The organism is Marinobacter sp. MDS2, assembly GCF_030718085.1.
GTDB lineage: Bacteria > Pseudomonadota > Gammaproteobacteria > Pseudomonadales > Oleiphilaceae > Marinobacter.
The window spans coordinates 451,387-477,255 of sequence record NZ_JAVAJF010000001.1 but is presented as its reverse complement, the minus strand read 5'-3'; the positions used below and the strand labels follow the sequence as shown (position 1 = coordinate 477,255).

At 54.8% G+C, this 25,869-nt stretch carries 26 protein-coding genes; 9 read left to right on the top strand and 17 right to left on the bottom strand.

Features of this window, described 5'->3' with window-relative positions; genetic code table 11:
- Window positions 1-38: 38 nt before the first annotated feature.
- The gene (locus Q9245_RS02300) at window positions 39-1,664 is read left to right on the top strand and encodes an OmpP1/FadL family transporter (RefSeq protein WP_305895651.1); all 1,626 of its coding nucleotides are present in this window, start codon (window positions 39-41) and stop codon (window positions 1,662-1,664) included.
- A 20-nt stretch (window positions 1,665-1,684) separates the two neighbouring features.
- Window positions 1,685-2,719 carry a MalM family protein gene (locus Q9245_RS02295; protein ID WP_305895650.1) on the top strand — a complete coding sequence of 345 codons (1,035 nt, stop codon included), beginning with the start codon at window positions 1,685-1,687 and terminating at the stop codon, window positions 2,717-2,719.
- A gap of 7 nt (window positions 2,720-2,726) precedes the next feature.
- Here the strand turns inward: Q9245_RS02295 and Q9245_RS02290 are convergent, their stop codons facing one another.
- Genes Q9245_RS02290 through Q9245_RS02280 form a run of 3 tightly spaced genes read right to left on the bottom strand, consistent with a single transcriptional unit; the run spans window position 2,727 to window position 5,124 of the window.
- Window positions 2,727-3,761: a polysaccharide deacetylase family protein gene (locus Q9245_RS02290; protein WP_305897153.1), complete on the bottom strand. Its 1,035-nt coding sequence runs from the start codon at window positions 3,759-3,761 to the stop codon at window positions 2,727-2,729.
- Between the two features lie 34 nt (window positions 3,762-3,795).
- On the bottom strand, window positions 3,796-4,452 hold the full coding sequence (locus tag Q9245_RS02285) for a DNA-J related domain-containing protein (RefSeq protein WP_305895649.1): 657 nt from the start codon (window positions 4,450-4,452) through the stop codon (window positions 3,796-3,798).
- An 18-nt stretch (window positions 4,453-4,470) separates the two neighbouring features.
- Window positions 4,471-5,124 (bottom strand): TetR/AcrR family transcriptional regulator, encoded by a 654-nt coding sequence (locus Q9245_RS02280; protein WP_305895648.1) that lies wholly within the window; start codon window positions 5,122-5,124, stop codon window positions 4,471-4,473.
- 72 nt (window positions 5,125-5,196) lie between these two features.
- On the opposite strand from Q9245_RS02280, the gene ttcA reads away from it, so the two are divergent.
- Window positions 5,197-6,108, top strand: coding sequence for a tRNA 2-thiocytidine(32) synthetase TtcA (gene ttcA, locus Q9245_RS02275; RefSeq protein WP_371824778.1), 912 nt, complete (start codon window positions 5,197-5,199; stop codon window positions 6,106-6,108).
- Window positions 6,109-6,111: 3 nt separating this feature from the next.
- Here the strand turns inward: ttcA and Q9245_RS02270 are convergent, their stop codons facing one another.
- From Q9245_RS02270 to ccoN, 9 genes are all read right to left on the bottom strand, one after another.
- On the bottom strand, window positions 6,112-6,801 hold the full coding sequence (locus Q9245_RS02270) for a sulfite exporter TauE/SafE family protein (protein WP_305895647.1): 690 nt from the start codon (window positions 6,799-6,801) through the stop codon (window positions 6,112-6,114).
- Between the two features lie 8 nt (window positions 6,802-6,809).
- Window positions 6,810-7,046, bottom strand: a complete 237-nt coding sequence (gene ccoS / locus Q9245_RS02265; RefSeq protein WP_305895646.1) for a cbb3-type cytochrome oxidase assembly protein CcoS — start codon at window positions 7,044-7,046, stop codon at window positions 6,810-6,812.
- A gap of 9 nt (window positions 7,047-7,055) precedes the next feature.
- Complete coding sequence (locus Q9245_RS02260; protein ID WP_305895645.1) at window positions 7,056-9,464, bottom strand: heavy metal translocating P-type ATPase; 2,409 nt, start codon at window positions 9,462-9,464, stop codon at window positions 7,056-7,058.
- Window positions 9,461-9,976: a FixH family protein gene (locus Q9245_RS02255; protein WP_305895644.1), complete on the bottom strand. Its 516-nt coding sequence runs from the start codon at window positions 9,974-9,976 to the stop codon at window positions 9,461-9,463. The genes Q9245_RS02260 and Q9245_RS02255 overlap by 4 nt, the downstream gene beginning before the upstream one ends.
- A gap of 44 nt (window positions 9,977-10,020) precedes the next feature.
- The gene (gene ccoG, locus Q9245_RS02250) at window positions 10,021-11,448 is read right to left on the bottom strand and encodes a cytochrome c oxidase accessory protein CcoG (RefSeq protein WP_305895643.1); all 1,428 of its coding nucleotides are present in this window, start codon (window positions 11,446-11,448) and stop codon (window positions 10,021-10,023) included.
- Between the two features lie 136 nt (window positions 11,449-11,584).
- Window positions 11,585-12,475 carry a cytochrome-c oxidase, cbb3-type subunit III gene (gene ccoP, locus Q9245_RS02245; RefSeq protein ID WP_305895642.1) on the bottom strand — a complete coding sequence of 297 codons (891 nt, stop codon included), beginning with the start codon at window positions 12,473-12,475 and terminating at the stop codon, window positions 11,585-11,587.
- Window positions 12,472-12,657, bottom strand: a complete 186-nt coding sequence (locus tag Q9245_RS02240) for a cbb3-type cytochrome c oxidase subunit 3 (protein WP_305895641.1) — start codon at window positions 12,655-12,657, stop codon at window positions 12,472-12,474. The genes ccoP and Q9245_RS02240 overlap by 4 nt, the downstream gene beginning before the upstream one ends.
- Before the next feature lie 4 nt (window positions 12,658-12,661).
- Window positions 12,662-13,270, bottom strand: coding sequence for a cytochrome-c oxidase, cbb3-type subunit II (gene ccoO / locus Q9245_RS02235; RefSeq protein WP_305895640.1), 609 nt, complete (start codon window positions 13,268-13,270; stop codon window positions 12,662-12,664).
- Between the two features lie 15 nt (window positions 13,271-13,285).
- Window positions 13,286-14,716, bottom strand: a complete 1,431-nt coding sequence (ccoN, locus tag Q9245_RS02230; RefSeq protein ID WP_305895639.1) for a cytochrome-c oxidase, cbb3-type subunit I — start codon at window positions 14,714-14,716, stop codon at window positions 13,286-13,288.
- A 221-nt stretch (window positions 14,717-14,937) separates the two neighbouring features.
- Between ccoN and Q9245_RS02225 the strand changes: the two genes are divergently transcribed.
- The gene (locus tag Q9245_RS02225) at window positions 14,938-15,582 is read left to right on the top strand and encodes an alpha/beta family hydrolase (protein ID WP_305895638.1); all 645 of its coding nucleotides are present in this window, start codon (window positions 14,938-14,940) and stop codon (window positions 15,580-15,582) included.
- Here Q9245_RS02225 and Q9245_RS02220 read toward each other — a convergent pair.
- Window positions 15,567-17,369, bottom strand: a complete 1,803-nt coding sequence (locus tag Q9245_RS02220; RefSeq protein ID WP_305895637.1) for a diguanylate cyclase — start codon at window positions 17,367-17,369, stop codon at window positions 15,567-15,569. The genes Q9245_RS02225 and Q9245_RS02220 overlap by 16 nt on opposite strands.
- A 187-nt stretch (window positions 17,370-17,556) precedes the next feature.
- On the opposite strand from Q9245_RS02220, the gene rlmM reads away from it, so the two are divergent.
- A complete protein-coding gene (gene rlmM, locus Q9245_RS02215) occupies window positions 17,557-18,633 on the top strand; it encodes a 23S rRNA (cytidine(2498)-2'-O)-methyltransferase RlmM (protein ID WP_305895636.1) in 1,077 nt (358 codons plus the stop codon).
- Window positions 18,634-18,638: 5 nt separating this feature from the next.
- On the opposite strand, the gene Q9245_RS02210 is transcribed toward rlmM, so the two are convergent.
- Window positions 18,639-18,932: an antibiotic biosynthesis monooxygenase gene (locus Q9245_RS02210; RefSeq protein ID WP_305895635.1), complete on the bottom strand. Its 294-nt coding sequence runs from the start codon at window positions 18,930-18,932 to the stop codon at window positions 18,639-18,641.
- A 73-nt stretch (window positions 18,933-19,005) separates the two neighbouring features.
- On the opposite strand from Q9245_RS02210, the gene tusA reads away from it, so the two are divergent.
- Window positions 19,006-19,257, top strand: a complete 252-nt coding sequence (gene tusA, locus Q9245_RS02205; protein WP_371824777.1) for a sulfurtransferase TusA — start codon at window positions 19,006-19,008, stop codon at window positions 19,255-19,257.
- Between the two features lie 14 nt (window positions 19,258-19,271).
- On the opposite strand, the gene dsbD is transcribed toward tusA, so the two are convergent.
- Entirely contained in the window at window positions 19,272-21,155 is a 1,884-nt protein-coding gene (gene dsbD / locus Q9245_RS02200; protein WP_305895633.1) for a protein-disulfide reductase DsbD, read from the bottom strand.
- Between the two features lie 121 nt (window positions 21,156-21,276).
- Here dsbD and Q9245_RS02195 point away from each other — a divergent pair, with 121 nt between their 5' ends.
- The 3 genes from Q9245_RS02195 to pdxB are packed head-to-tail and all read left to right on the top strand — an operon-like array spanning window position 21,277 to window position 24,340.
- Window positions 21,277-21,867 carry an elongation factor P hydroxylase gene (locus Q9245_RS02195; RefSeq protein WP_305895632.1) on the top strand — a complete coding sequence of 197 codons (591 nt, stop codon included), beginning with the start codon at window positions 21,277-21,279 and terminating at the stop codon, window positions 21,865-21,867.
- Window positions 21,864-23,162: a DEAD/DEAH box helicase gene (locus Q9245_RS02190; RefSeq protein WP_305895631.1), complete on the top strand. Its 1,299-nt coding sequence runs from the start codon at window positions 21,864-21,866 to the stop codon at window positions 23,160-23,162. Before Q9245_RS02195 ends, Q9245_RS02190 begins: the two co-directional genes overlap by 4 nt.
- A 23-nt stretch (window positions 23,163-23,185) precedes the next feature.
- Window positions 23,186-24,340 carry a 4-phosphoerythronate dehydrogenase PdxB gene (gene pdxB, locus Q9245_RS02185; protein ID WP_305895630.1) on the top strand — a complete coding sequence of 385 codons (1,155 nt, stop codon included), beginning with the start codon at window positions 23,186-23,188 and terminating at the stop codon, window positions 24,338-24,340.
- 75 nt (window positions 24,341-24,415) lie between these two features.
- On the opposite strand, the gene htpX is transcribed toward pdxB, so the two are convergent.
- Both htpX and Q9245_RS02175 read right to left on the bottom strand, forming a co-directional pair.
- The gene (gene htpX, locus Q9245_RS02180; RefSeq protein WP_305895629.1) at window positions 24,416-25,297 is read right to left on the bottom strand and encodes a protease HtpX; all 882 of its coding nucleotides are present in this window, start codon (window positions 25,295-25,297) and stop codon (window positions 24,416-24,418) included.
- Between the two features lie 93 nt (window positions 25,298-25,390).
- Entirely contained in the window at window positions 25,391-25,864 is a 474-nt protein-coding gene (locus tag Q9245_RS02175; protein WP_305895628.1) for a hypothetical protein, read from the bottom strand.
- Window positions 25,865-25,869 lie beyond the last annotated feature (5 nt).

The window sequence follows — 25,869 nt, the reverse complement described above, 5'->3', positions numbered from 1 at the left end:
TGATGCTGTAGATATTCAAAGGGAAGGGGATGAATTTCATGGGACAACCTAGCTACAAACAGCATGTTCTGGCGACGCTGATAGCGGCTGGTCTTTCGTGTGGTGCGCAGGCGCAGATGACGCAGAACCTGACGATCCATCCGAAGGCGCTGGCACTTGGCAACGCCGTGACGGCGGATCCTCCGGGGATCATGTCGATTCACTACAACCCGGCCGGTCTGACGAAATTGGACGACCGCCAGCTGGAAGTGAATATCCTCAGCATCTACCTGGATATTGATGCGGATTTCATTGCTGATGAACAGTACGAGATTTTCGGTATTAAAGGGTTGGAAACCGATCCTTTAACTGGAAAGCAGCGCGACCCAGTCGCCAACAGCCACAGTCACACCAATAATGTGGCCCTTTACGTACCGGGGTACGGCGTTCTTCGACTGCCGCCGGGGCCTGCGGTTGCGCCATCAGCCGGGATCAGTATCAACTCACCGGGGTCGAAGCTGACGTTTGCTAACGCGTTCTTTATGCCGATGGCCGCGGGTTTTTACCGGGACAAAGACGATCCCGGACGATACCAGCCACAAGCAACGGCGCTTCAACGCACCACCTATTTATCGCCAACTGTGGGTTACGAAATTAATGACGAGTGGTCTGTAGGTGCTGGTATTCACCTGTCCCACTTTGGTTTAGCCGCTGATCAGTATATGCGTGCCCCAAACATGTTGTTGGGTGTGGCCGAAGTGCTTCAGGACGCCTTCAATTGCGAAAGCGGCGACGAACCGCTGCAGCCATGGCTGGCGCTGTGTGGCGGTAATATAGGGCCGTTTGATGATATTGGTGCCTTGAGCCTGAACATGCAGGAAAGCATTTCGCCGACCTATGCTCTTGGCGTCATGTGGGAGCCCACCGACTGGTTCCGTTGGGGCGCAAGCTACACGTCCGAAGCAGATATGAATCTGAAAGGCCAGTTCGAGATTCAGTACACCGATGACTGGGCGGGGTTCTGGCAAGGCTTGAATGGTTCGGTCCTGGGGGCGATCACCTCCGCCATCCTAAGCCTGCCGTCCGGTGCGCCTCGCGAGGCCGGTAACGTGTCGATGGACCTTGTGTATCCGCAGCATTTTCAAACCGGGATCAGCGTGGATGTTCATCCCAAGTTAACCTTGAATGCTGATATTGGCTGGACCGACTTCGCCCAGTGGGATGCTTTTAATTTACGGTTCGACCGGGATCTTGAATTTCTGAATGCGGCGAGAATTCTATCGCCTGACAACGCGACACCCAACACGTTGAAGCTACCACTTGGCTTTAAAAGTCAATGGAACTGGGCATTCGGGATGGAATTCCATGCATCGTCTCGATTGGATCTGCGAGCAGGCGTGGAAATTCGGGATTCTGTGATTCCGGATGACCAACGCTCAATTATGGCTCCCTTCGGTGGTGCGAACCTATACAGCATCGGCATGGGGTATCGCTGGGATAAAGACACCGAAATCGACATGAACTTGTCTTATCTGCAGTCGATAGAAACGATTCCGGCGGATTCCAGTTGTAACGTAAACTGTGACAATATCACCAACATTATTTACAACCCTTACGCTGGCCTGGATATCAAAACCTCGTTGCGGGTAGTTATGGCCGGATTAAGTTTCAGAACCAAGTTCTGATTTGGCTGCGGAGTTTGCCAATGAAACTGGCCCCCGTTAAAGGCTTATCGATTTTGTGTCTTACTGCCACTCTTATGGCGGGCTGCCAGTTGGGCGGCGGCAGCTCAAGCGTGGCGGAACGCGAAGGTTATTTTACCTGGGTGGACGAGCAGGGCCGGGTTCGTTATACCCGAATTCCTGAATCGGATGCGTCTGTAGAGAGAGCTCAAGACAACGACACCGGGGGTGACCAAACCCAAGATCCGTTTTTGGCCAATACGCCTCCAAATGACGCCGATTACACCGCCGAAAATTATCCCGATGGTGATGCGCTGGCGGACAAAGGTTTTGTTCGTGATGGCCAGAGGCAGCCCTATTTCACCTGGCTTGATGCCCAAGGCAATGTGCGGGTCAGCTATTACACGCCCGATTTCAATGGCCGGCAAAAGGGGCACGCCAGCCCGGTTAATCTGACCCCTGCCTCTGTCCACCTGCCATCGCAATCTGTTGGCGAAATCGACCCCGTCGAAGGTTACGACCCGAACGCTTTCGCGGTATTAGGCATCGAGCAACAGCCGGCCAGTGAGTTTGACGATTTTGTTGAGTATTGCTGTGCGGAACTTGCAAACAAGGATTATCAAACCTGGGTAGAGGGGAGCGAGTTTGGCGTGCAGATGGATTCCGACACTCCCCGCCATCTCTTCAATTCCGGTGAATCCCCGTACCAGCTCATTGCCCTGCCATTGTCTGCAGCAAAGTCCGGGTTCGTGATGCGGCTACGTGCTTATGATCACCACGGCGTTTTTGTGCCGAGCCTGGCGTTTCTTGATCGGGATTTCAGGGTCGTCAGAGTCGTTACGGATTTGGTGATGGACTACACCCCTGAGAACTGGCACCGCCGGGGGTATCTTGAAGCTTGGGTGCCCGCTCTACCCGGCCAGGGTGAGCGGTGGCTGGTGCTCTATACCCGATCCCGGGATTCGGAAGGGCAGACTGTTATCACCACCGATGCAGGGCCAAAAGCCATTGCGCATGCCGACACCGGTGAGCTTGGGATCGCAACGTTTGAGCCCTGAGTGCAGATTAGTCTTCAGGCGCGTCCAGATTCAGCCACTGCTGTGATAACCAGTAATAGCTACCGTCACCTGCCGGGTGGGTGCAGTTGTAACGAAAGCGGCGAGCATCCAGTGCTTTTGGCGCCTGTACGGTGACCGTGTCACCGGTGACGCTGAAATCGATTCGACCAAGACCTGATGCAAAACAGGTAAGACGGGAAGCCGACAGCGGGGCTTCCAGCTTCAGGGTCAATGACGGTGGGTTGTTGGATATAACGCCATCCGGCAGGCTGCTGGCATCCATCGGAAAGGCTTTGCTAAGCAGTTTGTCTTTAAGGCTGCTGAGTTGCCCGTAGGCATTGGCCATCGGGAAACGGGGAAGGCGTGTGTTGTGTGAATAGCGCCCTATGGAACCCGATTGCTGGCCAAATCCTAGCCAACCTCTGTCATTCACCTTCTGTTCGAGTGCTTCGTCGTATTCCCCGTAGGGGTAGGCGAATAGGGGCTCAGCGGTTCCCAGGTGCTTTTCTAACGCAGTTTGAGCAAGGTCCAGACTGCGGTTGGTTCGAGTATGCCAGGCTGCTTCCGGTTCACCGGGTTTTCGCGCCAGGTGAGCATGATCCGCGCTATGGTTGGCAATCGTGACCCATTCTTTGCCGCTCAGTTCTTTTAACTCCGCCCAACCCATATAGCCCTTAGCGCCCACCGAATTGGTGTTTACGAAGATGGTGTAGGGCGTCTTCTGTTTGTCCAGGATAGGGGCGGCAACGCTGTAAACCGATTCATAGGCATCATCAAACGTAATAGCGATTTGATTTGTTGCCGGGGCGTCACCCGAGAGCGTCTGACGCGTAGCTGTTTCCAATGGAACGACGTCCAGCCCCAAATCGGTAATCATCTGTAACTGAGCTTTGAACAGCGACCGTGATGTGCTGGTGGCCGGTGGCGTGCTGTCGTCAACGTGGTGATACTGAAGAACCACTAAGTCGGCGCTAGCTGTGTATGAAAGGGCCATCATCAAGGACAGAGCGGGTAGGAATATCAGTTTTCTGAAATTGATCATGAGCATGGTGTTCCAATGGACGCTGGGCTGTACGTTATGCATAGTGTGCTTTGAGAACCGCGATAGCTTCGTTCAGGTGCTGCACTTCTTCCGTGCTGCCGCCGCGGTCAGGGTGTAATTGCATCACCAGCTTTCTGAATCGGCGTTTTACGGTGTCGAACGTTGCCGGAACTGACTCAAATCCGAGTAATTCAGCCGCGGCGGTAGCGGATTCGCTATCGGGTTTGTGCTGTATTGTACCTGCCCAAAAGCGATCCATCATGTCACTGATATCGGTGTTAGACAGGTAGTATTGCTTCAGATCGAGGTAAAACTCCCTGAGCGCATCTTTTGGCCCCGGAAGGGATGTGCCAGTCTCTGAATGTACCGGAAACAGACGAATGCACATGGGGGACAGCTGAATAGTTTCCCCGCTGGATAATAGTTCGTCGCTGAGGCGATATAGCGTGTGAAACAGTAAAAAGTGAACGGGGTAAAGTTGCTCGGGGCGCGCAAAATCTACGGGGCCGATTAACTGCCAGCAGTCGCTTTGAAGCGCTTTGATCAGGGCCAGTTCACTGAGACCGGATGGGCCTGCCACTCTCAACTCGTGTTCAACGGCCAGCAAAAGGTGTTCAACCTGTTGCGTTAACCAGTTCAATTCGTGGCTGGCGTTGCTGTTGGTCGGGCGGGTCTTTTGGTCGGTTGTCATGCGTGCATGTTAGGCCAGTCAGCCTTGGCTTGGAAGGGGCCCCAACGCTGGCAGCCCACCGAGAAACAGGTCGGTTGAAAACCTGGCGGCACGTTCCGCTTCGTCATGAACGCTATCAGGACAGGTTCGTGCCTTGCGGGCTACCAGCAGGCTCATATCATAAGCAACGCCGAAAAAAGTAGCGCACAGATAGTCCGGGTCGGTTTTCGGCAGAAGTCCTCGCTCCATTGCGGTACGAACATCTTGTTCCAGTGACAGGAGTGTCAGGCCGAGTATGTCAGAGCCAAACAGGTTTCGTAGCGCCCGCTGGTTTTGATGGGCCAGCTCGTAAATCGCCGGATCTTTTGCCGTTGCGCAATAAAGTGCATGGTAAGTGGAATAAATCAGCTCTCTGGTGGAGGTCGCTGAATTTCTGCGGGTGCTCATATCGTCGTTGAGCGAGGTGAGAAAATCGGTCAGCAACGCGGCAAAAATATCCTGTTTGCTAGAAAAGTAATTGTAGAAGGTTCCGGCGGCCAGGTCGGTTCTGCGCACGATATCGCGAATGGAGCTGTTGTCGTATCCGTGCTCCTGAAAACAGTCTCTGGCCGCATCCAGAATAGCTCGACGGTTTCGCTGCCGGTTGAGTGCGCGTTTACCCGTAGTTTCCGGCTTCAAATTCAACATATCCATGTTGCTGTCCTGTCCCTGAATGTTTGTGGTGCGTATAATTCCGGGCTCACTTACCTCGTGAGCGGATAACCGATGTCTGAAGCAATGTCTGTCAAATCTGAATCCCAACCCGTTTCTGAGCAGGAGCGCCTCCTCAAGGTGGAGCAGAACAAACTCCAGAAGCGCTTGCGCCGAGAGGTCGGGCAGGCCATTGCTGAGTACTCGATGATTGAGGCGGGCGACAAGGTCATGTGTTGCTTGTCTGGCGGCAAAGACTCTTACGCGATGCTGGATATACTGCTCAATCTTCAAAAGAGCGCACCGGTACGCTTCGAGATCATTGCCGTTAACCTCGACCAAAAGCAGCCAGGTTTTCCTGAAGACGTGCTCCCGTCCTATCTGGATGCGCTCGGGGTCGAGTACCACATCATTGAGAAAGACACCTACAGCATTGTTAAGGAAAAAGTCCCTGAAGGGAAGACCACTTGCGGTTTGTGTTCGCGCTTGCGCCGAGGAATTCTTTATAACTTTGCCGAAGAGCATGGGGTGACCAAAATTGCCCTTGGTCACCACCGGGACGATATGCTGGAAACCCTGTTTCTGAATATGTTCTACGGCGGCAAGTTAAAGTCTATGCCGCCGGTTCTTCATAGCGATGATGGCCGCAATACCGTGATCAGGCCGCTGGCGTTTAGCCGGGAAAAAGACATTGCCCGGTACGCGGAACTTCGCGGATATCCTATTATCCCCTGTAATCTGTGCGGCTCTCAGGAAAATCTGCAGCGGCAGGTTATCAAGGATATGTTCCAGACTTGGGATAAGCAGCATCCCGGCCGGCTGGAAACCATGTTCCGCGCGATGTGTAATGTTGAGCCCTCTCATCTGGCCGACCCGAACCTGTATGACTTCAAAGAAGGTAAACGTCTGGGGGGTAAGCGCCAGGCAGTGGTGCAGAATGCTGAGCCCGAGGAAGATTTTGGTCGCCTCGATGTCTTGAATCTCTAGTCGTTAGAGATTCGATAAGGCCTGGATAGGCAATGTCCATAATCCAAACAGTATCAGCAGGATGCCGCTGATCTTGCGCACGCCTTGATGGCTCTTGATGCCGCGGATCCATTGCGCTGCGTATCCGGTTGCCAGCATTGAGGGCAGGGTTCCCAAACCGAAAAAGAACATGGTTAACGCCGCACTGGGTACAGTAGGCTGCAGAGCGGCCCAGCCAAGCGTGCTGTACACTAATCCGCAGGGCAGCCAGCCCCACAAAGAGCCCAGCGCCAATGCTTGCCCGGCATTATTGACCGGAAGGAATCGTTTGGTGAGCGGTGATAAGGTTCGCCATACGGGTGCGCCTGCCCGTTCGATATAGCGGATACCCTGCCACCATTGCCCCATTGATAGCCCCATAAATATCAGCAGTACGCCCGCCAATGTCATAAGCAGAAGTCCGGCCCAAGCCCATTGGCCTGCAGCCTGGGTGCTGAGCAAAGCGATGCCAGCCGCAATCAGGGAATAGCTACCGATTCGGCCAAAGTTGAAAGCCAAGAGAAGCAATGTCTGGCGAAACCGGAAACCACGGCCCACAGGCAGCGCCATTGAAAGCGAGGCGCTTATGCCTCCGCACATGCCCAGACAATGGGTGCTGCCGAGCAGTCCAATGGCAAATGCGCTCGAATAGCTAAGGTAGAGTTCTGGTTGCATGAATGTGGTTAGTCAGACCGCCCGGTTGTTTTATTCGAATCGCTTTTGCCTTGACGGCCTTTCGAGGGCGATTCTGAAGGCCGGGCTTCTGTGGGGATCATGTCTTTGTCGTCGTCGTGCAGGATCCTGTGTGCGGGCCCATCCAGATCATCATACTGGCCGCTTTTGACCGCCCAGGAAAAGAGAAAGATACCGAGCGCTACCAGCATCAACATCAGGGGAATCAGAAGCATGACAATGTTCATTGTGAACTCCTATGTCTCGCGTCGGGCTCTGCTCAGGCGCAGAGCATTGAGGACAACGATCAGTGAACTGAGGGACATGCCAATCGCGGCAAGCCATGGTGGCACAAGGCCCGCAGCAGCCAGGGGCAGAGCAGACACGTTGTAGCCGAACGCCCAGATCATGTTTTGGCGAATGATATGGCGGGTTTTCTGGCTAGTATGAATGGCCTCAACGAGTTGATACAGCTGACCGTTCAACAAAACCGCATCGGCTTTTAGTTGTGTCAGATCGGCGGCGGTGCCCATCGCGACTGAAATGCCGGCGCCGGCCATTGAAGGCAGGTCATTCAAACCATCACCCACCATCATAACACGGTGGCCTTCCTGATTGAGTTTGTCCAACACGTCCAGTTTTTGTTCTGGCGAGGCTTCACCGATGGCGCGTGAAATCCCGAGTTCCGATGCGACATGCTGGACATGACCGGACCGATCGCCGCTCAGGAGGATGGTTTGGATGCCCATGCTTTGCAATGTATCGATTGCCTTGGCTGCATCGTCTCGGATTTGGTCGTCCAACTGGAAGCTTGCCAGCCAATGTGTGGAGGTTGCCAGCCAAATTTCCATGCCACTGGCACTGACAGTTTGGGGTTCGGGCGCGCTGGTGTGACTGGCGACAAAGGCTTTATGGCCGATAAACACCGCGTCGCCATCGAATTCTCCGGACAAGCCTCCGCCCAGGTGGTTGGTGACGTTGGTCACCGGAACCGAGGGCATGTTGTGAAAGACTTTGGCGATTGGGTGTTCGGACTGCTTTTCCAGACCCGCGGCAATTCTAAGGCAGGTGGCTTCATCAACCGGACCGAACACGGCATGGTCGGTGAGAGTGAGTTCGCCACGGGTGAGGGTGCCGGTTTTATCGAATACGACCGTATCGATCGCGTTCATCGATTCCAGTGTGTGGCCGCGCGTCGGCAGAAAACCGAGTTTTCGCAACCGGACCGTGGCTGAGGTAATGGCGGTAGGTGTTGCCAGTGACAGTGCACAGGGGCAGGTGGCAACCAAGACGGACAGGGTTATATCAAAAGCATTGTCCGCGCCGGCTAGCCACCATCCAACCCAGACTACCGGAGCAAGTATGAGTACCCGGCCGACAAACTTGCCGGCAATGCGGTCGGCCATTCTGGCAACAGGTGGCTTTTCGGATTGAACCCTGTCCAACACCCGGAGAATGCCAGACAGGCGTGTCTGAGCGCCCGCACGGGTGACTCGGATGTCCAGCGGGTTTTCTCCGTTGACTGTCCCGGCGTGAACCGCTTCACCGACGGAACGCGTTTCAGGCAAATATTCACCGGTCAGTGCTGCTTCGTTGATTGTGGACTGGCCGGAAAGGATGACTCCGTCAGCCGGTAGTGTTTCCCCGGGCCGAACCCGAATGACATCGTCAGGCTGAATTTGGTGGGCAGGAACAATCTCCGCTTCGCCGTTAGTGACGAGTGCGGCGACCGCCGGCTGGAAGCCGGCCAGCGCGTTACCACTTAGGCCGGCCCGATAGCGCGCCTGCACTTCGATGTAGCGGCCCAGCAGCAAGAAAAACGCGAACATGCACACCGACTCAAAGTAGACTTCCTGACCACCGAATACCGTTACCCAGGCACTTGCGGCGTAGGCGAGGCCAATGGCGATGGCGACCGGTACATCCATGGTCAGGTGTCGTGAGGCGAGATCTCGTCGGGCATTCCGGAAGAACGGCCGGGCACTGTAGAACACAACCGGTGTTGCCACGAGAAAGCCGAACCATCTGAACATATTGATAAATTCAGGTGAAAGCTCGCTGACAATCTCGAAATACAGTGGGAATGCCAGCATCATGCTTTGCATGGTGGCGATACCGGCGACCGCGAGCCGAATCAGCATGGAACGGTTTTCAGCTTTAAGGGCTTGTTCGGCCGCGTCTGCTTGGTAAGGCCGGGCGGTGTAACCCAGTTCATAGATGGCGATAAGCAGGTCGCTTAAATGAGCTTGCTCGGGCGACCAGACCAGTCTGGCTCGCTGAGTGGTGTGGTTCACCGTAAAGCTCTGAACGCCGGTTTGGTGCTTCATGTGATTTTCGAGCAGCCAGATACACGCAGCGCAGGTGATTTCTCCGATCAGGAGCTGTGCTTCCTGCCCGGCTGTCACCGGGGCAACAAACGATTGCTGCACCAGCGGGTGGTCCAGCTCACGCAGGCGCAGAAGTTCGGATTCGCTAAGCTCTCTCGGGGTGCTGGCAGGTTCGGTGCGGATGTCGTAGAAGTTTGTCAGGCCCTCCTGGTGGATGGTCTGGCACACCGCTTTGCAGCCCTGGCAACAAAAATGCCGCTCTTGATCGTCAAGTTTCAGGGTAATCGCCGGATTACCCTCGGCAAGCTCGCCACAATGGAAGCAACTGGTGGGGGTCACTCTTGAACGTTAGCCTTTGCTTGAATGGTGATAGGGTGCTCGGCGGGTAACCAGAGTTCCCCTTTGACCCGCCAATCGTTGTCGGGGCCTTGCAAGTCGAAATACCAGCGGCCGTCGAGATCTTCCAGTACGCGTCCGGAATATTCTCCGTCAGCCAAACGGTTGAACTGAATCACCCGGTCCTTATCTTCAAGGGTAGGGTGGTAAAGATTTAGGACGAGATACGGAAAATCTGCGGGGCCATCTTTTGTGTCTAGGGTAAGCGTGGCCTTGCGGTTAGCCAGCTGCAATTTCCCAGATACCTGCATTTCAGACGCTTTCTGATCCCGGGCGATGGCCATATTGATGCCACGCCCTTCTTTCGAGTAATCGTCCGTGACCATGGCGGTGTCCAGATTCACGGACACCACGAGCATGGTGAGCCCAAACGTGATAGACGCGAGCGGGAAAATGGTCAGAAACCAGAACCAGGGCTGGCGGTACCATGGGGCTACGGGGGTATTGTCAGTCATAATTTCGGTCGTCTCAAATAAGGTTTAGTGCAGTGCGCCCGTTATTAACGCGGTCTTGGACCCACAAATCGGCTTTCAGTTTCAAGTTGCAGCGATGGGTCGGTTTTCGACTCTGCCCGGAAGCTGATGGTGTTGTTGGTTTGCTCAATCGATTCCGGAACCACATCAACAACGGTGGGCAGCGACAGGTTTTCACCGCTTTTAATCTTTACGCTGGTCTGGGTGAGAATACGGATCCCTTCCATGCCATCGACCGACAGCTCAAACGTTTGTGGGATCTCTGTCATATTCTGTAGTTTCAACGTGAACGAGTTTTCGACACGACCTTCGCCATTAAATTTAAAGAGAGCGCCGCGATCCCGGATGACCTCAAGTTTAGCGGGTACGCGAGTGGCGATAATGTACCCAACCGCGCCAATCATGACGGCCAACAAAAGGCCGTAGCCAAAGGTGCGGGGGCGAAGCAGTTTCGAGGTTTTTCCTTCGAGTTCGTTTTCCGTGGTGTAGCGGATCAGGCCTTTCGGATAATCCATTTTCTCCATGATCTCGTCGCAAGCATCGATGCACAGAGCGCAGCCAATACATTCGTATTGCAGGCCGTCCCGGATATCGATGCCGGTAGGGCAAACCTGCACACACTGCTCGCAGTCGATGCAGTCACCCAGGCCTACTTCCTCGGGATCTACGCCTTTCTTACGTTTGCCTCGAGGCTCACCGCGATTCGGATCGTAAGATACAATCCGGGTGTTCTCATCGAACATGACCGATTGGAATCGCGCGTAAGGGCACATATACAGGCACACCTGCTCACGCATCCAGCCTGCGTTCAGGTAAGTTGCGACAGTGAAAAAACCGACCCAGAAATACGCCCAGCCGTTCGCTTGTAGCGTGAACATATCCACGATCAGCTCGCGGATGGGGTAGAAGTAACCAATAAACGTGATGCCGGTCGCCAGTGCAACGACAAGCCAAAGCGCATGCTTGATTGTTTTCTTGGTGATCTTCTCGGCAGAGTTCGGGCTCTTGTCGAGCTTGATCCGCTTGTTTCGGTTACCTTCGACCTTCTCCTCAATCCACATGAAGATAAAGGTCCATACGGTTTGTGGGCAGGTATAACCGCACCAAACACGGCCGAACAGGGTGGTTATGAAAAACAGACCAAATGCCGAGATGATCAGCATGGCGGACAGCAAAAAGAAATCTTTAGGATAGAAGGTGGTTCCGTAGAGGTGGAATTCCCGGGCCGGGAGATCGAAATGAATCAGCGGTTGACCGTCCAGCGTCAACCAGGCAAAAACAAAGTACATGCCCATGAGGGCGACAAGGCTGACATTCCGGATTCTCTGGAACAGTCCTTTGACTTCTTTGACGTAGATCTTTTCTCGACTTTCGTAAAGGTCGTAGGTTCCGGGGTTTTTATTATTGTCGGAAGGGGTGGGATCGACCTGCTTTACAGGAATCTGCTTGCTCATGGATACCTCCCGGTAAATAAACGTGCTGGGAGCGGGCCTCGGAGGGTCTGCGGATCTTTTCAAGCCTGTACCCGCAGGGCAGATACAGGGTTGAAAAGACCAAGCCGGGGATTAGTCACCCCCGGCCGGGCTTGATTCAATTCGACAAGCTGTAGACGTAAGCTGCCAAGATATGAATCTGGTCATCAGTCAGACGGCCTTTTTGTGCAGGCATCTGGTTCTGGCGACCGTTGACAACTGTCTCTTTGATCCACTCGTAGGTAGAGCCGTAGAGCCAAATGTTGTCAGTGAGGTTGGGTGCGCCTACTGCCTGCATGCCGGTGCCGTCAGCACCGTGACAGGCGGTACAAGCTTGTGCGAACACAGCGGCGCCAGCTTCGGCTGCTTCGGCATCCTGTTCACGACCACTGAAGCTCAGAACGTAGTTAACCACCTGGTCAACCTGTTCATTGGTCATATTAGGCATCACGCCCTTGGGGGTCATGTTGCCCTGGCGACCATTCGCAATCGAGTGCAGAATTTGCTCGGGTTCACCGCCCCACAACCAGTCATCATCGGTCAGGTTAGGGAAGCCAACCTGGCCGCGAGCTGCAGTGCCATGACATACGGAGCAGTTGTTCGCAAACAGGCGCTGACCGATTTTCATGGCGTCTTCGTTTTGGGCGAGCTCAGGAATGGCTGTTTCGCCAAACTGCGCGTAGATCGGGCCATACTTTTCTTCAGCTTCCTGTACTTCCGCTTCCCATTGGTTGGTGGATGTCCACCCCAACAGGCCTTCATAGTTGCCCAGACCCGGGTAAAGGGCCAGGTAACCCAGCGCGAATACACAGGTGCCCAGGTACAGATAGAACCACCACTTGGGTAGCGGGTTGTCATATTCTTCGATGCCATCGTACGAGTGGCCAGTGGTGTTTTCGGTTTCGGTGTCGTTTGTCTGCCCTTTGCGGGTGGCCAACAGCAGCCAAGCACAGCCGAATATGGTACCGAGCACGATCACGATGACCCAGACGCTCCAAAAGGTACTCATTGTTTTTTCTCCGTTTTTTCCTGTTCGAGCGTACGCTGATCCACTTCGTCATCATCGAAGGGCAGATGTGCCGCCTCTTCATTGGCTTTCTTGCGGTGGGCGCTGTACGCCCACCAGATGATGCCGAAGAACGCTGCCATTACCAATAGAGAGTGAATTCCGCGTAACTCATTGATATCCATGGGATCACCGTTTCTCTGAAAGCACGGTGCCTAACTGCTGCAGGTACGCGACCAATGCTTCGATTTCAAATTTGCCTTTCAGCTCATCGGCGGCGTTGGCAATTTGCTCGTCGGTATAGGGAACGCCAAGCGTCTGCAAGGTTCTCATGCGAGCCTCGATAGAACCGTGGTCTGCACGGTTCTCGAACAGCCATGGAAACGCCGGCATGTTGGACTCGGGCACCACGCTACGTGGGTCAAACAAATGCTGGCGCTGCCAGGCATCTGAGTAACGGCCGCCAACACGGGCCAGATCAGGCCCTGTGCGCTTGGAGCCCCACAGGAACGGACGATCGTATACGAATTCGCCCGCAACGGAGTAGTGGCCATAGCGCTCGGTTTCCGCACGGAAAGGACGGATCTGCTGGGTATGGCACACGTGGCAGCCTTCGCGGATGTAGATGTCCCGGCCTTCCAGTTCCAGCGCAGACAGAGGCTCAAGGCCTTCAATCGGCTGGTTCACTTCTTTGTGGAAGAACAGGGGAACAACTTCAGCCAGGAAGCCACCGCTGATTGTGAGAATAATCAGCACAATCATCAGGCCAAGGTTTTTCTCGATAGTTTCGTGATTCATCTGATCAATCTCCCCTTAGGCCGCCTGAGTTGCTGCATTGCTTTCAGCAACCGCTTCTTTCTGACGCACGGTCATGTAAACGTTGTACGCCATGATCAGCATACCGGTCAGGAAGGTGGCGCCGCCGATGAAGCGAACCAGGTAGCCCGGGTAAGAGGCTTCCAGAGCCTCTACAAAGCTGTATGTCAGCGTGCCGTCTTCGTTAACCGCGCGCCACATCAGGCCTTGCATGATGCCGTTAACCCACATAGCGGCGATGTACAGTACGGTACCGACAGTGGCCAGCCAGAAGTGAACGTTGATCAGCGCGGTGCTGTACATTGCCTTAACGCCCCAGAGTTTCGGGATCAGGTGGTAGATTGAACCAATACTGATCATGGCAACCCAACCGAGCGCGCCGGAGTGTACGTGGCCGATGGTCCAGTCGGTGTTGTGTGACAAAGCGTTTACGGTCTTGATAGCCATCATTGGGCCTTCAAAGGTAGACATACCGTAGAAGGACAGAGAAACCACCAGGAAACGCAGAATTGGATCAGTACGCAATTTGTGCCATGCGCCTGACAGAGTCATCATGCCGTTGATCATACCGCCCCAGGAAGGTGCCAGAAGAATCAGGGACATAACCATGCCGGCAGTCTGAGCCCAGTCCGGGAGTGCAGAGTAGTGCAGGTGGTGGCCACCGGCCCAAACGTAGGTAGCGATCAGCGCCCAGAAGTGAACGATGGATAGACGGTATGAGTAGACAGGACGATCAGCCTGCTTGGGAACGAAGTAGTACATCATTCCGAGGAAGCCGGCGGTCAGGTAGAAACCTACGGCGTTGTGGCCGTACCACCACTGCATCATCGCGTCTGTGACGCCAGCATAGGCAGAGTAGGATTTGAACGCTGTTGCAGGTAGCGCCATGTTATTGAAAATGTGCAGCATGGCAACGGTCAGGATGAAGCCGCCGTAGAACCAGTTGGCTACGTAGATGTGAGGCGTGCTGCGCTTAGTGATGGTACCAAAAAATACCAGTGCGTAAGTCACCCAAACAATGGTTATGGCGATGTCGATCGGCCATTCGAGTTCAGCGTACTCTTTGGTAGATGTCAGCCCCATCGGCAAGGTGATGACGGCTGCAATCAGAATGGCTTGCCAGCCCCAGAAGGTAAACGCGGCGAGGCCATCAGAAATCAAACGTGCCTGACATGTTCGCTGAACAACGTAGTACGATGTTGCGAACAGGGCACTACCACCAAAACCGAAAATAACGGCGTTGGTGTGCAGCGGCCTCAGACGGCCGAAATGCGTGAAGGGTAGATCGAGGTTGAGAGTTGGCCAAACCAGCTGTGCTGCAATCAACACACCCAGAGACATGCCAACGATACCCCACACTACAGTCATGATGGCGAACTGTCTCACCACCGTGTAGTTGTATGTCAGGTTTGCGTTTACTGTGCTCATAGCCTTACCAATGGGTTCAGGATGGGGAAATTATGCGGTCGCAAGTATGGAGAAACCATGACCCCTTTGCAATGACTCAAGTCAACTACTGACATTCGTCAAATTTGCCATAATCGGCAGCGTTGCCAGTGGGTTGGCGTAGATTCCTGTTTCTTAAAAGGGTCTTGCAGGTTTTTCTCAAGGCGCTAATGATACCGCCAGATAACATGAAGGTGAATGTTGTGGTCAGATTTACCAGTAAAAGCTATCCGCAGGGCGTGCAAACCGTCTTGATTCTTGCTCATGGAGCAGGCGCGCCCGCCGACTCGCCTTTTATGGAGCAGTTGGCCGAAGCGCTGGAGCAGCAGGGAATCGCGTGTGTCCGGTTTGAGTTCCCTTACATGCAAAAACGTCGGGAAGACGGAAAGAAAAGGCCTCCTGACAGAGCGCCCGTGTTGCTGGAGGCGTTTCGGGAACAGATTCGGCAGGTGCGTACCGAGGTGGGTGCAGGTTGTCGGGTGGCCATTGGCGGCAAATCGATGGGCGGGCGGATGGCCTCCCTGGTCGCCAGCGAAGACAATGTCGATGCCGTGGTTTGTTTTGGTTACCCCTTTCATCCACGGGGAAAGCTTGACCGCTGGCGTATTGACCATCTGCCCGGCGTGACTTGTCCGCTTCTGGTGTTGCAGGGGACAAGAGATCCTTTCGGTAAGCCAGAAGAGCTAAGTGCCCGGGGCGTTATAGAAGGTATAACACGGCTTTGCTGGCTCGATGGCGGCAACCACGATTTTGCTACCTTGATTAAGCATCCGTCTGACCAGTCTGATCTGATTCGCGAAGCGGCTCAGCTGACCCGCCAGTTTTTGGCGGATCACGCGATGATGTGAGGCGTACTGTCCGCGCAAGTGAGGGTGTCCCGGCCCCGGTGCTTCGACGCATAGAGTGCTTCATCGGCGCTCTGAAAAAGTTCCTGAGCGTTTGTGTCGATGGTCAGCTCCGCGAGCCCGGCGCTCATGGTGAGGGAAACGCGCTCACCATCGGGCGCGGCAACGCTCGTAGTGCGGATGGTTTCGAGAATGTCGTTACACAGGCGGGCAGCACCCTCGATGTCTGTATCAGGCAGCAGAAGCGCAAACTCTTCTCCACCGAACCGTACCGCGACGTCACGGGGGCGCTTCACGTGATCGGTCAGTATTCCGGCCATCATACGCAAGCAGACGTCGCCGAAGTCGTGCCCCCAAGTGTCGTTGATGCGTTTGAAGTGGTCAGCATCAAGCAAGGCCAGGGTCAATGGCTTGCCAGTCCTCTGCGCCTCAAGGCACAGTTCGGGCAGCAAGTTGTCCATGTGCCTTCTATTATGTAAGCCAGTGAGCGCATCGTTCAGGCTCAGCGCTTCAAGCTTGCGATTCGCTTGTTCCAGCCGATGCATAGCGGTGCGTAACTGGGAGGTCCGCTCGTGAACTTTCACTTCGAGTTCATTGCGGGCCTGATGTTCGATACCGAGTAACTTTTCGTTCAATAGGCGCCAGCGTTGCACCAGCGCGTAGTTCAAAAGCACGACTTGAGCACCGACCACGGCCTGCATCATCACTTCTCTTGCCTGATAATCCCCCATATAGCCGAATGCAGCTGCTGCATATACAAGGGTGCCGGCAACCATCACCATCCATGCGGCCAGGTACCAGAATGCAGGCTGGTAACCGCCGCGCCAGCGAATGGTTGCAATTACCGACAGAAGCACGACGACGGCTAACACGAAAAGTGTGTTGATTTGTATGGAGTGCGTGTAAGGCATGACCAGGGTCAGAGCAAGCAGGCCTGTCGCACACCATGCCAGCACATGCAATATTTTGCCGGACAGTGTGCGTCGAGGGACTTCCAGGAACGACCAGCCAAACAGAATCATGGCCAGCGCAATGACCGCGAGCAGAAAAGGGATTGACACGTTGGCCAGGCGGAAGTTGTCGGGCCAGAAATATTGATTCGCAAACCCGCCCATGGCGAACAGGAACATCGCCATAGACGCTGTGTAGAAAGCATTGAGGAAGTAATAGCGGGTGCCGGAGCTGGCATACAAAAGCAGGTTGAATACCGCGAGTATGACCAGGGCTCCGTAAAACAGGCCGTGGATTAATGTGAGATGGTTACTTTGTTCAATGGCTTCTGCGGGCGTTGCCAGGCTCAATGGCACATTGAGAGCACCGCTGCTGTGAACTCGAATATAGACGGTTACTGATTGGTTCTCTGCCAGTGTGATGGGGAGCAGGTAATACCGGTAATCAATGCCGCGGCTTTTGAAAGGGAGGTGATCCCCGGTTTTCACGGGGCGAGGCGCATTTGTCAGGCTTTGCGTGTCCGGCTTTTGCCAGAAAGTTATCTCGTCGAGTGGCGGGTAGTTCAGCTTGAGATACCAAAGGCCTTGCGTGTCGCTGGGATTGTTTAGCCTGAGTTTTATCCAGTAGGTTGCTTTGGTATGGCTAAAAACCAGATCGTTACCTGCCGAAGAGCGCCATTCAAGGGACTTGGGAAGCTGCTGGGGAGACAACGCAGAATGTGCGGGCTCGCCGGGGTTCGTAACCGCATAGCAGAGATAATGATTGATCGATTGACGGGCGTGCTCATCGTTCACCGCCAATGTTGGGCATTGGGTCTGAGCGAGGACGTTTGAGACCACGAATAGATTCGCCAGAACGAGGAGAGTAGTGAAACTCCAGAACCGTGTGCCGAGCATCGTAGGCATTATCTGTTTAAAATGAAGCGCAATTATAGCGAGAGTCGTGACGCATTGGTGTTAATCAGGTTGAATTTCGCCCCTGTCGGTGCGTCAGAAATCCGGCGTAAAACGAGTACATAGGTAATTAATGCAGCAGATTATGTTGATATGCCGGCCCGGTTTTGAGGCGGAAGCCGGTCAGGAGCTGATGGATCAAGCCGCAGAGAAGGGTATTTTTGGTTACTTCCAGCCCGAACGGAATTCCGGACAGGTCCGTTTTACGATTGCAGGCAGCGAAACCGCCCGGGATCTGATGGCCCGGCTCCCCTTGCACGGGCTGGTGTTCACCCGCGACTGGTTCGCCCTGATAGGCGAGTGTGAGCTGCCGGTCACGGATCGGGTCGGGGCGATCGTTCATTTTCTGAGGGAATACGAATGGTCGGGTGAGGATTGTGCGCGCGTAGAAGTGCGCTTGCCCGAGAATAACGACGATAGGGACCTGGGCAACTTTGCGCGCAAATGGGTTGCGCCCTTGTCACGGGGGCTGCGCGAGGCGGGCCTGTTAATGGCCGATGCGAAAGCGCCGGCGAAAGCTCGGCTCGAAGTGCTGCTCGGTGATTTTGAAACGGCTGTTGTCGGATTCAGTTTGGAAGACAATCGTTCGCCTTTCCCTGACGGTATCCTTCGATTGCGCTTGCCGGCCTCGGCGCCGAGCCGTTCCGCTTTAAAACTGGAAGAAGCCTGGAAGGTGTTTCTGCCGAAGGCGCGCTGGCTGGATTATCTCGGGGGTGGCAAAAAGGCGGTTGATCTCGGAGCCGCTCCGGGCGGTTGGACCTGGCAGTTGGTTCAGCAGGGGATGCTGGTGTCGGCAGTTGATAACGGCCCGATGAACCCTGAGTTGATGGCTAGCGGGCACGTTGAGCACGTGGTGGCCGACGGTTACAGCTGGCAACCGAAGCGTGCCGTAGACTGGATGGTCTGTGACATCATCGACAAACCTCAGCGCACGGCCCGGCTGGCGGTCGATTGGGTGGGAAACAGGCTTTGCCGTTACACTGTGTTCAACCTCAAGCTGCCGATGAAAAAACGTTACGAGGAATGGCTTGTCTGCCGGGATATTATCATTCGCGGATTAGAGGATGCGGGCCTCAACTGCACGTTCAAGGCCCGCCACCTGTATCATGATCGCGAAGAGATCACTTGCTTTATTGAGCGGCTCGAATAGAGTTCTCAAGGCATGGGGCTTTGGTACAAGACGGTGATGTGCTCATCCTGATCCATCATGGGCACCAACTCCGACATCAGATCTTTGCGTTCTTCAGAGCTGTACCAGCGATCCCAGTCAAGCTCGGAGCGCCAGTTGGCCAGAGTAATGCGGTGGTTAGGGTCCTTGCTGTCGACCAGAGTTTCGCCTGAGATAAAGCCGGGAGCACTGACCGCATGTTGGAGCACCTTTCGGGCACGATCTTCGTAAGCGGCTTCAAGCGTCTCGGCAATGTGGCGTTCAATCAAAACCCGAATCATGTAAGTCTCCCGTTTTTTCGTTGCTATAAACAATAATTTAGCACCGAATTCTTAAAATCACGAGAACCAGAGGATGTCACCCTTGGTGGACCAGAATTTTCACGCGGAATTGGATACACGTGGCTTGTTTTGCCCGGAACCGGTGATGATGTTGCACACGCGCATCACCGATGTTGAGGTAGGTCAGGTATTGAAAGTGATTGCAACCGATCCCTCGACCACTCGGGATATCCCGCGCTTTTGCCAGTTTTTGGGCCACGAGTTGCTTGAACATGGCGAGCAGGGCGGGGAGTTTGTTTACCTGATCAAGCGTTGCGACGCCTGATCAGGTAGTGGCGACTAACCTTGCGTAGCAGAGGGTAGCTTGTTCAGGTGGGTGAGGAATTCCTGCTTGTCCATTTCACCCAGAATTCGCGCTTGGGGGAATTCTTGCCCTGAGCTGTTGAAGAACAGAATGGACGGTGGCCCGAACAGGCCGAGTTCGTCAAGAAATGCTTGTTGGGCGGGTGTATTGTCCGTCATGTCGATTTGCAGCAAGGTAAAATGCTGTAACGCCTGAATCACGTCAGGCTGATTGAACACGTTGCGCTCCATCACTTTGCATGAGATGCACCAGTCGGCGTAGAAATCCAGCATCACGGGCTGGCCGGACGCGCTGGCCTGGGCCATCAAAGAACGAATCTGTTCGGGGTCTTCTATGCGTTCAAAGTTGGCATGGGCTTGTGCTATGCCCTGGTAAGCCCCGGCTGTTTCCGTGAAAGGCGCCAGCGGGCGAAGAGGGTCTGTGGCGCCACTGACAGCGCCGGCCAATAGCGCCAAACCGTAGGCAAACATCACTAAGCCGATGCCCTTGCGGGTTCGTCCCCACCCCGGTTTTGCTGCATCAAATGCGCCCAGTTGAACCGCGGTAACGGTGATTAGCAGGCCCCATAAGGTTAAGCCTGTCCACGCAGGAATCAGTCGTTCGACCAGCCAGATTGCAACTGCCAGCAACATCACGCCGTAAAAGTGTTTCACGGTCGTCATCCAGCGGCCGGAGCTGGGTAGCAGTTTGCGACCACCAACGGCGACCAGAATCAGAGGCACTCCCATACCCAGCCCGAGCGACAGCAGGGCGACTCCCCCGATAACGGCGTCCTGAGTGGTGGAAATGTACAGCAAGCTTCCCGCTAGCGGTGCGGAGACACACGGTGAAACCACCAAGGCAGAGAGCGCGCCGATCCCGAAAATCCCCAGCACTCGGCCGCCGGTCAGCCGCTGGCTGGCATCGTTGAGCGGTTCCCGGATGAAGCGCGGCAGCTGAATCTCGAACAGGTCGAACATGGAAAGTGCGAACAGGACAAACAACGTAGCAAAAACCCCAAGTACCCAAGGGGACTGAAGTTGCGCCTGAAGATTAAAGCTGGCGCCCAGTAGCCCGGTGATAACCCCCGCAGCCGCATAGGTGATCGCCATGCCGAGAACGTAGCTGCCGGACAACAAAAGTGCGTGTGCTGTGGTGCGGGTGTTCTGGCCGGACACCATGCTGGAGATGATGGGCACCATCGGGAGTACGCAAGGGGTAAAGGTCAGCCCTAAACCAAGCAGGAAAAACAGACCCGCGATCATCCAGATGGATTGGCTGGACAGGAATCCTGCGAGCCCACTGGCGCTACTGGTGTCTGCCGTTGCGTCTGGCGCTACAGAGATAGTGGATGACGGAGTGGTGGCGGAAGCTGGAGAGTTTCCGGAGCCCGGGTAATAAAGAACCTCGTGGGTTTGAGGTGGGTAACATAAGCCGGCCTCAGCGCAGCCTTGGAACGACACCTGCAGATTCGCTTCGGTCACGCCATCCGGCAAGGTTATCGGATAGCGAACTTCGACGGGCTCGAAGAAAACGGTCATCTCACCGAAGAATTCGTCATTCGTGAGTGTGCCCGGCGATGAAAATTGTGGTGCACCCACGTCCACCCCGGTGGTTAGCGGGGTCACCTGGATGCGGCTTCTGTATAAATAGTGTTCCGGGGCGATGTCCCACGACAACACTAGGTCGCCCGCGTCAGAGGTGAAATTAAATGGAAGTGCTTGCTCTACCGGCAGAAAGTCGCTGTTTGAGGTGTTAAAGAACGAGCTTCCCGCAGCGTGGGCTACAGGGCTAACAAACAGACTTAATAGTGCGAAAGCGGCAACAGCAGTCAGCACCTTGAGTTGCATAAGGTGCCAAAATCGTGGGGACCCTGTCATGGCTATTTGAATATCCTGTGTCGTCAGTGCGTGTAGAGGTTGCGTCGGGGGCATTGACCGAGTGGACTGTCAGAAGTTCCCGCTGGCATTGGCTGCTTTAAAGTCGCACAATAGCGAACCAATGAATCACAATCCAGACGATCTTATCATGCTGTTTAATGACCTGTTCCGGGAGAAACACCGGACCATATTGGTCAAGGGCAGTGACGAACCAGAATACCTGCCAGCCAGCGAACCCTATGGGCTCGCCAGGGTGGTTTTTGCCCATGGTTTTTTTGCCAGCGCCCTGCACGAAATTGCGCACTGGTGCCTGGCCGGTGAGCACCGCCGTACGTTACACGATTACGGTTACTGGTATTGCCCCGATGGGCGAACACCCGAGCAACAGCAAGCGTTCGAGAGCGTTGAAATAAAACCTCAGGCGGTGGAATGGCTGTTATCTCTGGCCGCTGGCTCACGCTTCCACATCAGCGTGGATAATCTGGCTGGTGACGGGGCTGCTAACGAGCAGGCCTTTCGCGCCAATGTGCTTAGACAGGCGAGCCACTATCTCGAGCACGGTTTACCTGAGCGGGCGCAAGCTTTCTTCGAAACACTCCGAGATTTCTACAAGACTTCAGCCCGTTTTGTCGAGAGCTGGAACCTGGACCGGGTTCGCATCGCACCTGCGGGCGTGGAATACGATCAAACAAGGACTTCTGAAATTTTATGACGATTGATACAAAAGACACCAGCAAATTGCGCTTCAGTGATTTAAACCTGGATCAGAAACTGCTCGATGCCATCAGCAAAATCGGCTTCGAATACTGCACTCCAATACAGGCGGAAACATTGCCATGGACATTGGCCTGTGAAGATCTGATTGGCCAGGCGCAAACCGGCACCGGAAAAACGGCCGCGTTTCTGATCACGGCCATTCAGACGCTGCTGGAGACGCCGGTAAAAGAAACGGACCGTTTTGCTTCTGAACCACGGGTTCTGGCGTTGGCGCCGACCCGTGAATTGGCGATGCAAATTGCCAAAGACGCCGAGCATCTGTGCCAGTACACCGGCCACAATGTCGTCACCGTCGTGGGCGGCATGAACTACGACAAGCAGCGTGAGCAATTGCAAAATGAAGTGGTGGATATCCTGGTTGCGACACCGGGCCGCCTGATCGATTTCCTGGGCTCTCAGGATGTGTTCCTGGACCAGCTGGATATCCTGATTCTGGACGAAGCCGATCGGATGCTGGATATGGGGTTCATTCCGGATGTTAAGCGCATTATCCGTAAGTGCACGCCTAAAGAAGAGCGTCAAACGTTACTGTTCAGCGCCACCTTCAATCAGGACGTGCTGAATCTGGCTTCTATGTGGACCCAAAACGCCGAATTTGTCGAAATCGAGCCTGAGCAAAAAACCGCCGAGCGGGTTGAGCAGACCGTTTACCTGATTTCCGATGAAGACAAACTTCCGGTGTTGGTGAACTATCTCAAGCGCCCGGAAGTGGAAAAGGCCATTGTCTTTGCCAACCGCCGTGATCAATGTCGGGATCTGGAAGAGGATCTTAAGAATCAGGGCGTGAAAGTGTCGCTGATGTCGGGCGAGATTGCCCAGAACAAACGTCTGAAAACGCTGGATCAGTTCAAGAAGGGTGAGATTCAGGTGTTGGTTGCAACCGATGTGGCTGGCCGGGGTATTCACGTAAACGGCGTGACCCATGTGTTCAACTATAACTTGCCGGAAAACGCGGAAGATTACGTGCACCGCATCGGCCGGACGGGCCGTGCCGGGCAGACCGGTGTTTCCATCAGTTTCGCCGGAGAAGACGATTCCTACGCGTTGCCATCGATCGAAACCTATATTAGCCAGAAACTGAAAACTGCGGTGCCTGAAGAGGATCTTCTGGTTGCGATGGAAAATCCTCCAATTACCCGTAAGCGAGGCGGACGACGGCCTCAAGGTAATCGCCCTGGTGGCGGGCGCAATGCCGGAGGGCGTGGCCCGCAGCGCCCCCGTCGCAATTGATTGGCGCTAAAAGGAGTTGATGCATGTTGATCGTTGCTGATGAGAACATTCCGTTATTGGAGTCGTTTTTCGGAGATATTGGCGAGATCCGCCGGGTAAAGGGCCGGGGGCTGACGCGGAGCGAAGTACAAGACGCGGATATTTTGCTGGTTCGCTCGGTTACCCGGGTGGACCGGGAGCTGCTGGAAGGCACCCGCGTGCGGTTTGTAGGTACCGCAACGATCGGTACTGATCACGTGGACGTTGAATGGCTTACGGAACAAGGCATCGGATTTTCGGCTGCTCCGGGGTGCAATGCGAGAAGTGTCGCCGAGTATGTTCTGGCGGTGATTTCGCTGTTTGCTGATCAGCGGGATCTGTGTGATTGGTCGACTCTGAGTGTGGGGATTGTCGGGGCGGGAAACGTCGGAAGCGAGCTGGCCAGAATGTTAGAGCGTCTCGATTTCGACGTGAAGCTGTGTGACCCGCCCCGGCAAGATGCCGAACCGGAGAACGCCGATAACTTTGTGAACTTGTCAGAAGCACTGGCCTGCGATGTGGTGACCTTCCACACCCCGTTGACCCGCACCGGCGAATACCCGACTCACCATATGGTATCTGATCAACAGCTTTCAGAATTGAACTCTGATCAGCTACTCATTAATGCTGGCCGTGGTGAGGTTGTTGACGGTGCGGCTTTGATGCGCAGGCTTGAGCTGCCCGATGCACCGGTTGTTGTACTGGATGTTTGGGAGAACGAGCCAGCCATTGATTCCGAATTGGTCGATAAAGTGTGGCTGGCGACGCCACACATAGCGGGGTACAGCCTGGAAGGAAAGATGCAGGGCACCGAAATGGTGTATCAGGCTTTGTGCCGGTTCCTGGGCCTGCCCGTGCGTAAGAAAGCCGGACAGTTTTTGCCAGAGCCAGCCTTGAGCAATATGTCGTTTACGCGCAATGCCATTGAAGACGAAGCGTTGCGCCTTGCCCTTGGTGCTTGTTACGACCCGAGAAAAGACGACCTGCGATTGCGACGGGTGATGAAAGAAGAGGGCGGTACGCGCGCTGAGGCTTTTGATCGATTGCGCCGGGATTATCCCGTGCGCCGAGAATGTTCCAGCTTGAAGATTCATTTGAAGGGAAGCAGTAAATCTCTGCAGGATCGTTTCAGAGCAATGGGGTTTAAACTCAAAATCTGATTCACCATCTTCATCTGCAAACAAGAAGGGGGCGCAAACGCGCCCCCTTCTTGTTTCCGGGATACTCACGGACGATTACAGGGATGCCTTTTGCAGTGCGGCAATCCGGTCTTCCAGCGGCGGGTGTGTCATGAACAGCGCGGCCAGACCGGAGCGAGAACCTCGGTTGATCCCGAAGGCTTGCAGCGTATCCGGCATTTGATCCGGCACCTCGCTTTCCTGTTTCAAACGCGCCAAAGCGTTGATCATGGCACCGCGACCGGCCAATTGCGCACCCGCGATATCGGCTCGAAATTCCCGGCGGCGAGAGAACCAGAACACGATGGTGCTCGCGAGAATACCCAGCACGATTTCGGCCACGAAGCTTACGATGAAAAAGCCGATGCCGTGACCGTCTTCGTTTTTGAATACAACCCGATCCACGAACGAACCGATCACCCGGGACGCAAAAATGACAAAGGTATTGACCACGCCCTGGATCAAAGACAGGGTGACCATGTCCCCGTTTGCTACGTGGCCAATTTCGTGGCCCAGTACGGCACGAATTTCATCCTGATTGAAGCGGTGAAGCAGGCCTTCGCTGACTGCGACCAGTGCATCGTTCTTGTTCCAGCCCGTGGCGAAGGCATTCGATTGCGAGGCCGGAAAGATCGCGACCTCCGGCATGCCGATGCCCGCCTTTTGAGCGAGAATCGCGACCGTTTCCATCAGCCAGCGTTCTTCAGGGGTGCGGGGTGATTCGATAACCCGGGCTTTGGTGCTCCACTTAGCCATCGGCTTGGAGATCAGCAGGGAAATAAATGAGCCTGCAAATCCGAACACGGCGGCAAAAATCAGCAGAGAGCTGTAGTCAATGCCCTGATGGGCAAGATAGCTGTCTACCCCGAGCAGGCGCAGGGTAAAGCTGGCTACCAGAATGACGGCCAGGTTAGTGGCCAGAAACAACAAAATGCGCATAGAAGTTTCCTGTTTAAGATTACGCCAAACGTCGTTTTCTATCTGACCGATATATGTGGGCAGGGTTCACGTCTTCAAGAGGTAGGCGGTGATTTAGTGAACCGTCTGAAGGTTATGGTCGAGGAAGAAGGTTGATTGCACAATCAGGCTTATCTGGCTGGAGCTGCCGCTTTTTAGCGCAGTGCGCAAAAGATGTATGTAGGTTGATCTATCCCGTTCGACAGAGCCGGGTAGCCCGGCTTGGCCCGTGTTCGGGTCAAGGCTTTCGCTCAATGCCTGCGGTGCCGGGGCACTCAGGCGAGTGAATGCACTCCGGGATAAAACCGCTTGGTCGAGCGCCTCTTGTCGGATGGTGTCCACGTAGCGCAGAAACCCTTCTTCGGACAGCCAGAGCAGGGCGCCGAAGCACGCCATGTGTCGCTTGCTGTGCAACCCGAAATCGTCAGGATCATCAGGCCCGGCTATGTCTTCCACGAACAGGCTGACACGCCGCGGAAAGGCGGCGTACAGTTGAACCAAGGCAATGGCAACGTCCTTGTAAAACTCTTCCACGTGAATGTCGGCCATGTTTG

What these genes read in the sequence shown, in the direction of transcription:
- Q9245_RS02300 (WP_305895651.1), top strand. Translation starts at nt 39, where the DNA reads ATGGGACAACCTAGCTACAAACAGCATGTTCTGGCGACGCTGATAGCG.
- Q9245_RS02295 (WP_305895650.1), top strand. Translation starts at nt 1,685, where the DNA reads ATGAAACTGGCCCCCGTTAAAGGCTTATCGATTTTGTGTCTTACTGCC.
- Q9245_RS02290 (WP_305897153.1), bottom strand. Translation starts at nt 3,761, where the DNA reads ATGATCAATTTCAGAAAACTGATATTCCTACCCGCTCTGTCCTTGATG.
- Q9245_RS02285 (WP_305895649.1), bottom strand. Translation starts at nt 4,452, where the DNA reads ATGACAACCGACCAAAAGACCCGCCCGACCAACAGCAACGCCAGCCAC.
- Q9245_RS02280 (WP_305895648.1), bottom strand. Translation starts at nt 5,124, where the DNA reads ATGGATATGTTGAATTTGAAGCCGGAAACTACGGGTAAACGCGCACTC.
- ttcA (WP_371824778.1), top strand. Translation starts at nt 5,197, where the DNA reads ATGTCTGAAGCAATGTCTGTCAAATCTGAATCCCAACCCGTTTCTGAG.
- Q9245_RS02270 (WP_305895647.1), bottom strand. Translation starts at nt 6,801, where the DNA reads ATGCAACCAGAACTCTACCTTAGCTATTCGAGCGCATTTGCCATTGGA.
- ccoS (WP_305895646.1), bottom strand. Translation starts at nt 7,046, where the DNA reads ATGAACATTGTCATGCTTCTGATTCCCCTGATGTTGATGCTGGTAGCG.
- Q9245_RS02255 (WP_305895644.1), bottom strand. Translation starts at nt 9,976, where the DNA reads ATGACTGACAATACCCCCGTAGCCCCATGGTACCGCCAGCCCTGGTTC.
- ccoG (WP_305895643.1), bottom strand. Translation starts at nt 11,448, where the DNA reads ATGAGCAAGCAGATTCCTGTAAAGCAGGTCGATCCCACCCCTTCCGAC.
- ccoP (WP_305895642.1), bottom strand. Translation starts at nt 12,475, where the DNA reads ATGAGTACCTTTTGGAGCGTCTGGGTCATCGTGATCGTGCTCGGTACC.
- Q9245_RS02240 (WP_305895641.1), bottom strand. Translation starts at nt 12,657, where the DNA reads ATGGATATCAATGAGTTACGCGGAATTCACTCTCTATTGGTAATGGCA.
- ccoO (WP_305895640.1), bottom strand. Translation starts at nt 13,270, where the DNA reads ATGAATCACGAAACTATCGAGAAAAACCTTGGCCTGATGATTGTGCTG.
- ccoN (WP_305895639.1), bottom strand. Translation starts at nt 14,716, where the DNA reads ATGAGCACAGTAAACGCAAACCTGACATACAACTACACGGTGGTGAGA.
- rlmM (WP_305895636.1), top strand. Translation starts at nt 17,557, where the DNA reads ATGCAGCAGATTATGTTGATATGCCGGCCCGGTTTTGAGGCGGAAGCC.
- Q9245_RS02210 (WP_305895635.1), bottom strand. Translation starts at nt 18,932, where the DNA reads ATGATTCGGGTTTTGATTGAACGCCACATTGCCGAGACGCTTGAAGCC.
- tusA (WP_371824777.1), top strand. Translation starts at nt 19,006, where the DNA reads ATGTCACCCTTGGTGGACCAGAATTTTCACGCGGAATTGGATACACGT.
- dsbD (WP_305895633.1), bottom strand. Translation starts at nt 21,155, where the DNA reads ATGACAGGGTCCCCACGATTTTGGCACCTTATGCAACTCAAGGTGCTG.
- Q9245_RS02195 (WP_305895632.1), top strand. Translation starts at nt 21,277, where the DNA reads ATGAATCACAATCCAGACGATCTTATCATGCTGTTTAATGACCTGTTC.
- Q9245_RS02190 (WP_305895631.1), top strand. Translation starts at nt 21,864, where the DNA reads ATGACGATTGATACAAAAGACACCAGCAAATTGCGCTTCAGTGATTTA.
- pdxB (WP_305895630.1), top strand. Translation starts at nt 23,186, where the DNA reads ATGTTGATCGTTGCTGATGAGAACATTCCGTTATTGGAGTCGTTTTTC.
- htpX (WP_305895629.1), bottom strand. Translation starts at nt 25,297, where the DNA reads ATGCGCATTTTGTTGTTTCTGGCCACTAACCTGGCCGTCATTCTGGTA.
- Q9245_RS02175 (WP_305895628.1), bottom strand. Translation starts at nt 25,864, where the DNA reads ATGGCCGACATTCACGTGGAAGAGTTTTACAAGGACGTTGCCATTGCC.